The sequence below is a fragment of the Nonomuraea basaltis genome (assembly GCF_005893125.1).
GTDB lineage: Bacteria > Actinomycetota > Actinomycetes > Streptosporangiales > Streptosporangiaceae > Nonomuraea > Nonomuraea basaltis.
The window spans coordinates 1-7,480 of record NZ_VCJS01000377.1 but is presented as its reverse complement, the minus strand read 5'-3'; the positions used below and the strand labels follow the sequence as shown (position 1 = coordinate 7,480).

The 7,480-nt window shown below is 68.4% G+C and carries 6 protein-coding genes and 1 pseudogene; 6 read left to right on the top strand and 1 reads right to left on the bottom strand.

Going from position 1 to position 7,480, the window contains the following annotated elements; translation table 11 throughout:
• A partial coding sequence (locus EJK15_RS65895) for a gamma-glutamyltransferase (protein WP_138720371.1) occupies positions 1-1,392 on the top strand: 1,392 nt, incomplete at its 5' end.
• A gap of 140 nt (positions 1,393-1,532) precedes the next feature.
• Here EJK15_RS65895 and EJK15_RS65890 read toward each other — a convergent pair.
• Positions 1,533-1,868 carry a plasmid pRiA4b ORF-3 family protein gene (locus EJK15_RS65890; RefSeq protein ID WP_138720370.1) on the bottom strand — a complete coding sequence of 112 codons (336 nt, stop codon included), beginning with the start codon at positions 1,866-1,868 and terminating at the stop codon, positions 1,533-1,535.
• A 17-nt stretch (positions 1,869-1,885) separates the two neighbouring features.
• Between EJK15_RS65890 and EJK15_RS65885 the strand changes: the two genes are divergently transcribed.
• The 5 genes and pseudogenes from EJK15_RS65885 to EJK15_RS75930 form a co-directional block, all read left to right on the top strand.
• Complete coding sequence (locus EJK15_RS65885; RefSeq protein WP_240778060.1) at positions 1,886-3,493, top strand: site-specific integrase; 1,608 nt, start codon at positions 1,886-1,888, stop codon at positions 3,491-3,493.
• On the top strand, positions 3,490-5,424 hold the full coding sequence (locus EJK15_RS65880; protein WP_240778059.1) for a hypothetical protein: 1,935 nt from the start codon (positions 3,490-3,492) through the stop codon (positions 5,422-5,424). The genes EJK15_RS65885 and EJK15_RS65880 overlap by 4 nt, the downstream gene beginning before the upstream one ends.
• Positions 5,425-5,486: 62 nt before the next feature.
• Complete coding sequence (locus tag EJK15_RS65875) at positions 5,487-6,224, top strand: hypothetical protein (RefSeq protein ID WP_138720368.1); 738 nt, start codon at positions 5,487-5,489, stop codon at positions 6,222-6,224.
• On the top strand, positions 6,224-6,493 hold the full coding sequence (locus EJK15_RS65870) for a transposase (RefSeq protein ID WP_138720372.1): 270 nt from the start codon (positions 6,224-6,226) through the stop codon (positions 6,491-6,493). The genes EJK15_RS65875 and EJK15_RS65870 overlap by 1 nt, the downstream gene beginning before the upstream one ends.
• Before the next feature lie 8 nt (positions 6,494-6,501).
• Positions 6,502-7,480 (top strand): annotated as a pseudogene (locus tag EJK15_RS75930) (IS3 family transposase); the annotation flags it as partial.

The following is a 7,480-nucleotide window of genomic DNA, read 5'->3' as shown; positions in this document are numbered from 1 at the left end:
GGGTCGGGCGGGTTTCCGGCGACCGACGGCTGGTACGTCTCGACCACCACCTGGCGGGAGATCATCAAGGCCGCCATGGAGGTCGGCCGCGACGTCACCCCGCACTTGCAGAATCAGCCGCGGTATGCGCACGGGGAACTCGTCGCCCGGGTTTCCCCGCTGTACGCCTATCTCGGCATGCACCCCGTCAAGCCTCAGCACCCCGTACGAGGCACCAAGGGCCGGCGCCTGACCCTGAACCCGGTGTACGCGTATGGCACCGAGCGCAGCGCGAAGAACGCAGCCGCCTACCGGCTGGGTATGACGATAACCGAGTGGGCCTGCCGCTCACTGCTGGGCCTCGGTCAGACCGAGCACCTCGAACTTGGTGGCCCGATCCCCGCCCTGCTCAACACGTTCAAGGATCCGAAGGAGAAGCTGCCCGACCTATGGGGGCGGCACCAGGCAGAGGACCTGTACTGGCTGATCGAGGCCAAGGGCGGCGACGTGGGCCTCAGCACGCTGCGCAAGGGGTGGGCGCAACTGGCCGCCGGCAGCAAGATCCTCGGCTCGTACGCCCACCGCATTGTCCTGGTCGGAGCGTCCGTGCGGCCCGGAGACGACCTCTTCCTCACCATCGACCACGACCTGCACCCCGGACGGCCGCCGCTCACCCCAGCCGGATTCGACATCGACGACGAGTCAGCGGTCGGCCCAGGCAACCTCGAAGACCGTCTCGGCGACAGCGACGACGCGCTCATCGGCGCGGCCCGCGCCCAAATGCTCGCCTACCTGGCGCTGCGCTCCGCTCCCGCCTCGCAACTGCGCACCGTGCCCGTTCCCGTCGACCGCGCGTCCCGTCATCGGCGCTCCGGGCTGACCACGCCCCTGGAAGGCGACGACCTCACCCTCGCCATGCGGGCCGAAGCCCGCGGAGCAGCGCCCCATACCGAGCGGCACATCCTGCGCGCCCGTATCCGTTCCATGGGCCTCGACGACTTCCTCACCTGCCGCATCCCCGGGACCGAGGTTCACCTGGGCATGTCCCGGAAGCTGTTCGCCGCCTGCGAGCGCCTCCGCGAGGAAGACCTCGCCATCGCCCAGCGCACCCCGGGGCTGCGCGCCGAGGACCAGCTGGCCGATGATCAGGAACTCAGCGACGACGCTCAGGAAGAACAGCGACTCACCCAGCGGCGGATCTTCCGCGAGCAGCAGGAGGAAGCCCGCCCCCGGCTGCGCCCCCTGCTCCGCGGCGCCTACGAGCGGGGAGCGACAAGCGACTGGAGTGATCTGCTGCGCCGTCCCCAGGAGCCAGAACTCGACCTGGAAGGCGACGAGGGGCTCCTCGAAGCGGCGACGCCGGAGACGTACCTGGCCGTCAGCCGCTACGGCCTGCCTCCAGCACGCGCCTAGCTATTAGGGCTCGCATTCGATCAGGGGTGACCTCAGGTCAAGTGTCCGGAGTACGGGGAAGTTCCGGGGTGAGGCGGTCGGCGCTGCTGGGGTGAGTCGCGACCGGGCACACCACGGGCCGTTGATGTGCGGGGCGAGTGCTACGGCGGGGAGGCCCGCGGGCTGCGTGGCTGCGATGCGCATCTGATCATCGCAGCCGAGGCCAGCGCTCGGCGAGCGGCTTCAACGGCGAACCGGGCCGGGTCGAACTCCTGCGCGCTCCCCAGACCGGCCCAGCGGACATATTCGTCGTGCTCGTCGTGCTCGGGATAGGCCAGCACCAGACGGAAGTATGCGTAGCCTCCGATGCCGCCGACGTCCTCTGGTGGGCAAGCGCCCACCCCGTTCACCAGCACCGGGTAACGGACCCCTTCCTCCGCGGTGAGGATCTCCTCCAGCACGATGTCATGCCGCCAGCTGTTCTCTACTCTCTCCATCACTGTCGGTTATACCTGTGACGGAGGTGGCAGTGGAGGCCTACGGGTCCTGGTCGCTGGATTTCTACGACTTCACGGTGGGCCTGGACGCTGCCGAGGATGAGGTCCTTGCTGGCTTCGGGGATGTGTACGAGCGGGCGGCACGGAACGGGGCGCGTCAGGGGACACCGATCCTGCTGTCGCCGTCGGGGTCGGCGGACGCACGGATCAATCTGTTCTTTCGGCTGAGCAGAGTCGCGGAGAAGCGGCCTCGCACGTGGCGGCGGTATGCATACTCGCTGGTTGTGTGGTTGGACTTCCTGGAAGGGCTCGGCCGGTCGTGGGACGCGGCGACGACGGCGGACTTCGATGCCTTCAAGTACTGGAGGATGACCGATCATCGCAACGACGGTCGGGTTCGGGCGACGTCGTTCGATGCCGACCGTGCGGCGCTGAACAGCTTCTACCGGTGGGCTGGTGAGCGCTACGGGGTGGTGAACCCTGTGCCCACCGTGGCGGGGCCGGAGGTGGACGATCTCGAGGTGGCGGCGAGGGATGGTCGGCGGGATCCGGCTCGGCCGGCGGGTGCTCCGCGGCGGCAGGTGAAGTGGCTGTTGCGGCCGGCGTTCGAGCAGTGGCGCGATGTCGGGTTGCGTGGGTTCGGGTTCGATGGGCGGCGCCGCCTGGGCTGGCGTGGCTTCAACGAGGATCGGGACGCCGCGTTCGTCGATGGTCTGTACGGCACGGGCCTGCGGCTGGCGGAGTGGTCGAGCGTCCTGGACGTCGAGCTTCCGGCCGAGGATGAGGCTGGCCGTTTCCCCAAGGCGTGGCTGGCTGCGGCCTGCATCAAGGGCGGACGGGCTGGGCGTCATTATCGGATCCCGCGCAGCGTGATGAAGGAGATCGCCGCTTACACCGACCCGGTGGAGGGCTCGCGGGCCGAGGCGATCGGCAGGGCTCGCCGCAAGGGTCGCTACGACAAGGTCCGGGGTATGCGGATCGTGACCGGCTGCAACCGACACAGCCGGACTCTCTACGTCCTTGGCCCGGCGGGACGGGCCGCCCTGTCCCTGGACACGATCACCCCGGAGGAGCGGTTGCGGCTGTTCCGGAAGACGCCCGACGGACTGGAGCCGCTGGCGCTCTGGCTCGGCAACGACGGGATGCCCAAGCAGGCCCACAGCTGGGAGAAGACATTCCAGACGGCCAACGCCCGGGTCGCCCAGGAGTGGGCGTCCGCACACGGCCGCGAGGAGGACGACGACCTTGCGTGCCCGCTTTGGGCCAGGCCCCACATGGCACGTCATTCCTTTGCGCTGCGGTGGTTCTCGATCCTCTCGGTGGTCTGGGAACACAGGCTGGGGGGATTCACCGACGCAGAGAAGCGGGACTTGCGCGAGCAGTTCGGCGACGTGTGGTTCCAGTTGGCCACACTGCTGGGACACAGCAGCCCCGAGGTGACCAGGGACTGGTATCTCGAGCCGTTCACCGGCCTGCAGGTCGACTACATCCTGTCATTGCTGGACGAGGAGGAACGCACCGCGCTCGATCGGCTGGTCAGCCGGATCGCCCAGGACAGCGGCAGAGTCCTGACTCCTGTCCAGCCGGGCACGGAGTCGGTGGAGGGCCAGGAGGGTGCCCGATGAGCGGCAGAGGGCGCCGCGCGTCGCAGCCGCCGAGGGACTGGGAGCCACCGGAACGGCTGGTGATCGGGCCTGGCACCTGCACGGTGCTGTTCGTTGAGGAGCAAGGCCGCAAGAGCCGTATCTTCGACTTCTCCGCATTCCCGGTCTCGGTTGAGCTTCAGCAGTGGATGGCGCGTTGCTTCGCTCGCACGACCGGGCCACGGGGCGGGGCGAAGCGGCTGAACAGCGCCAGCGACTACTACAAGACGCTGGCCAAGCTGGCTGCGGTGTTGAGCGAGGTCGACAACCCGCCGCGTTCTCCGCAGGAGGTGACGCCGGCGCACATCGCGGCGTTCCGGCTGGCCCTGACTTCGGCCTCCCACAACCACAAGATCGTCACCCTGCGGGTGCTGATCCGTAAGAACTCGGAACTGAGGCCGGAGACCCGTCGGGCCATCCTTGAAGGCCGGCTGCCGCAGCAGAAGCCCGCGGAGATCCTCGCCTACAACGACGGGGAGCTGCGGCAGATCCTGGTCACGGTCCGCGGCGATATCCGCAAGGCCCGGGACCGGATCCATGCCGGACGCAGTCTGCTGGCCGCCTTCCGTCGCGGCGAGCTCACCCCTGGCAGCAGAGACGAGCAGGTGGCACAGGTTCTCGACGTTCTTGAGGCCACCGGCGACTTCCCCCGGTTCCCGGGAGGACGGGTCAAGCCGGTGGTGAAGCGGTTGGGCGGGGTCGGGGAACTCGGCGCGATGCTGTCGCCCACGTTGGCCGATGCCGTGGCGTTCGCGCTTCTGCTGGTCGAGATGACCGCGGAGAACTTCGGCACGGTCGCCGGTTGGCCGGCCGTGCACTTCCGGCCCGATGGCGGACTCGGCAACCTCGCGGTGGCGTTGCTGGAGGAGTCCAAGCCACGGCGCGGGCCGTCCCGCGAGCACATGGTGACCGCGGTCGAGGACCTGCCCGAGGGACTTGCTGACGTGATCGATGACGTCACAGTGCAGGAACGGCGCCTGTTCCGCTCCCCGCTGCTGGTCTATCTCCTGCTGCTGGACCTGGGCGCCCTGGCCCGGCGTCATTCGGGTAGCGAGCAAGCGTTCTGCTACGTATCGGTCGGCAAGAGCCGCCGCTGGGGGTCCGAACTGAGCGCGAACTCCGTCGGTGACTGGGCTGAGTCTCGAGGCTTCCCCCGGCCGCCCGCGATCGGCCGTCATCGGCCGGCCCCTGACCAAGAGCAGGCGGATCAGGAAGCATCCGCCGCTGGGATATCCGCCACGCCAGGCGAGGCGATAACGGGCGACGGGAAACCGTACATCCTGGTGCAGCGGCTTCGGCAGACAGCGATCGAACGACGCCGCCACCCCGTTGCCCACACACGGTCAACGATGAACGATCACTACCTGCGCCGCAGCCCTCAGGTGATCAAGCAGAGCGGTGAGATCGTCCGAGACGCTCTGGACGCCGAGGTGACCAAGGCCCGCGACGTCCAGGCCGTCCCGGTGTTCACCGCGGACTTCCTGGCCCGCGCTGCGAAAGATCCGCAGGCCGCGGCAGCGGAGATGGGTGTTGACGCCGACACCCTCAAACGAATGCTCAACCGAGAGCGAGACACCGTGCTGGCCGCCTGCGTCGATCACCACGACAGCCCCCACGCCCAGCCCGGAGACCCATGTGACGCCTCGTTTCTGCTCTGCCTGCGCTGCCGGAACGCCCGCGCGCTGCCGCATCATCTCCCCGTCCAGGTCGCGGTCCATGACCGGCTCGCTGCGCTGCGCTCTGACCTGCCGCCGCAGCTCTGGCTGCATCGCTACGGCGACCCCTACACCCGCCTCGGCTACCTTCTGAGCCACCACCCAGATCGCGATCGCGACCAGGCCCGTGACCAGCTCACGGAGTCAGATCGGCAGCTGGCCGATGATCTTGTGAACGGAAGACTCGATCTGCGATGAGGACCCACAGCAGCGCCGCTCCGAGCACAATGGCAGCCTCTTGGCCAGAGCCCGGCACGATTGTGCTGCGCGGCCGGACCCTGCATCCGACGGCCGACCAGGCTCGGCTGTCGCGCTTCTCCGACGACGTCTGGGACACCAGTCCAGCCGCGATCCACAACGAGCAAGTGGCATCCGGCGCGCATTTCGCTCCGATTCCGGACCGGTTCCGGATCCCGGTCAAGACGTTTGCGCTGGCCGTGCTCGACTACAACATGCCGCCGCCGCTGATTATCGGCTCGGCCGGCGGGGACAAGGCGAGCCTGGTGTCCTTCCACCAGTGGGTCCGCACTATTCGGGTGCTCGCGACCTGGCTGGAGACCCAGCAGATCCAGGCGATCAGCAACGTTACCCACCATGACCTGGACCGCTACCGCGCCCACGTCCTGGGGCTATCGGTGAGCTGCAGCCGCAAGGCCGACTATCTGCAGATCGTCCGGGCGCTCTGGGCCTATCGCGACCACCTTCCCCACGAGTGCCGGCTGCCTCCAGAACGGCCATGGGGCTCGGCCTCGGCCCGGCAACTGGCCGGAGACATCCAGCTCGGCCGGCAGATCTCATTAGGTAGCAAACAGGTACAAAACTCTGTGCTGAGGGCCGGGGAAGGAGACATCCCTTCGTGGGAGCAAGTGAACAGGATCCCCAGATCCCTGACCCACACGTACGCGAGCGAGCCGGCGCTCGCCGCTACACCGCCGCCTATAAGACCCGGATCCTGGAGGAGTACGACCGGCTGGACAAGGCCGGCAAGGGCGCGTTGATGCGCCGGGAAGGCCTGTACTCCTCACTGATCTCCAGTTGGCGGACCGCGCGGGACCACGGCGCCGCCGAGGCGCTGGCCCGCCCGGCCGGCCGCCCGAAGGCCGACCCGCGGGACAAGAAGATCGACGCGCTGCAGGCGGAGGTCGAGCGGCTACGCGCCGAGCTCGGCAAGACCCGCCAGGTGATCGAGGTGCAGGGAAAGCTCTTCGCGTTGCTGGATCAGCTCGCCACCAGCAGCGAGACCCCGCCGGATCGGGGCGAGCAGTGACCGGGGTCATCCAGAGGGCCCAGGCTGAGGCAATCACCGAACTGGCCCCGCTGCTCGGGCGTCGCAACGCATGCGCGGCGGTCGGGGTATCGCAGGCCACCTAGTACCGCAAGAACCGCCAGAGCCCCGCCCCGGTCCGGCCCGTCACGCCCCGAAAGCCGCACCCGGCCGCACTGTCGCAGGCCGAGCGCGACCACGTCCGCGCGGTGCTGAACGAGCGGTTCGCCGACGCCTCCCCGGCGACGGCGTACTTCTCCCTGCTGGATGCGGGCCTCTACCTGGCCTCGCAATCAACGATGTACCGGATCCTGCGCCGGCACGACGAGGTCGGCCGGGATCGGCGACGTCAGGCCACCCACCCGCCCAAGACCATCCCCGAGCTGTTCGCCGATGCCCCCAACCGCGTGTGGGCCTGGGACATCACCCGGACATCACCAAGCTCCGCGGCCCGGACAAGGGCGTCTGGTACTCGCTCTACACGATCATCGACATCTACAGCCGCTACGTCGTCGGCTGGATGATCGCCCCCCGCGAGTCCGCCGACCTGGCCAAACACCTCATCGGCCAGACCACGCGCAAACATCACATCGACGAAGGCACCCTCACCCTGCACGCCGACCGCGGCAGCTCGATGAAGTCCAAGACCGTCGCCGAACTCCTCATCGACCTGGGCGTGGCCAAGTCCCACTCCCGGCCCAAGACCTCCAACGACAACCCACACGTCGAGGCCAGCTACAAGACCCTCAAGTACTGCCCGGACTTCCCCGGCCGGTTCGGCTCGATCGCCGATGCCCGCGCCTTCTGCCAGAGCTTCTACACCTGGTACAACCACAACCACTATCACTCCGGGATCGGCTACCACCATCCCGTCGACGTGCACTACGGCCGCGCCGCCGCCGTCCGCGACCGGACGTGCCGCCGTCCTGGCCGTCGCCCAATCCACGCACCCCGAACGGTTCGCCAGCGGCGGCCTCCCCACCCCACCCG

Excerpts from the sequence above, each read along its gene's own strand:
- EJK15_RS65890 (WP_138720370.1), bottom strand. The coding sequence starts at position 1,868 with ATGGAGAGAGTAGAGAACAGCTGGCGGCATGACATCGTGCTGGAGGAG.
- EJK15_RS65880 (WP_240778059.1), top strand. The coding sequence starts at position 3,490 with ATGAGCGGCAGAGGGCGCCGCGCGTCGCAGCCGCCGAGGGACTGGGAG.
- EJK15_RS65870 (WP_138720372.1), top strand. The coding sequence starts at position 6,224 with ATGCGCCGGGAAGGCCTGTACTCCTCACTGATCTCCAGTTGGCGGACC.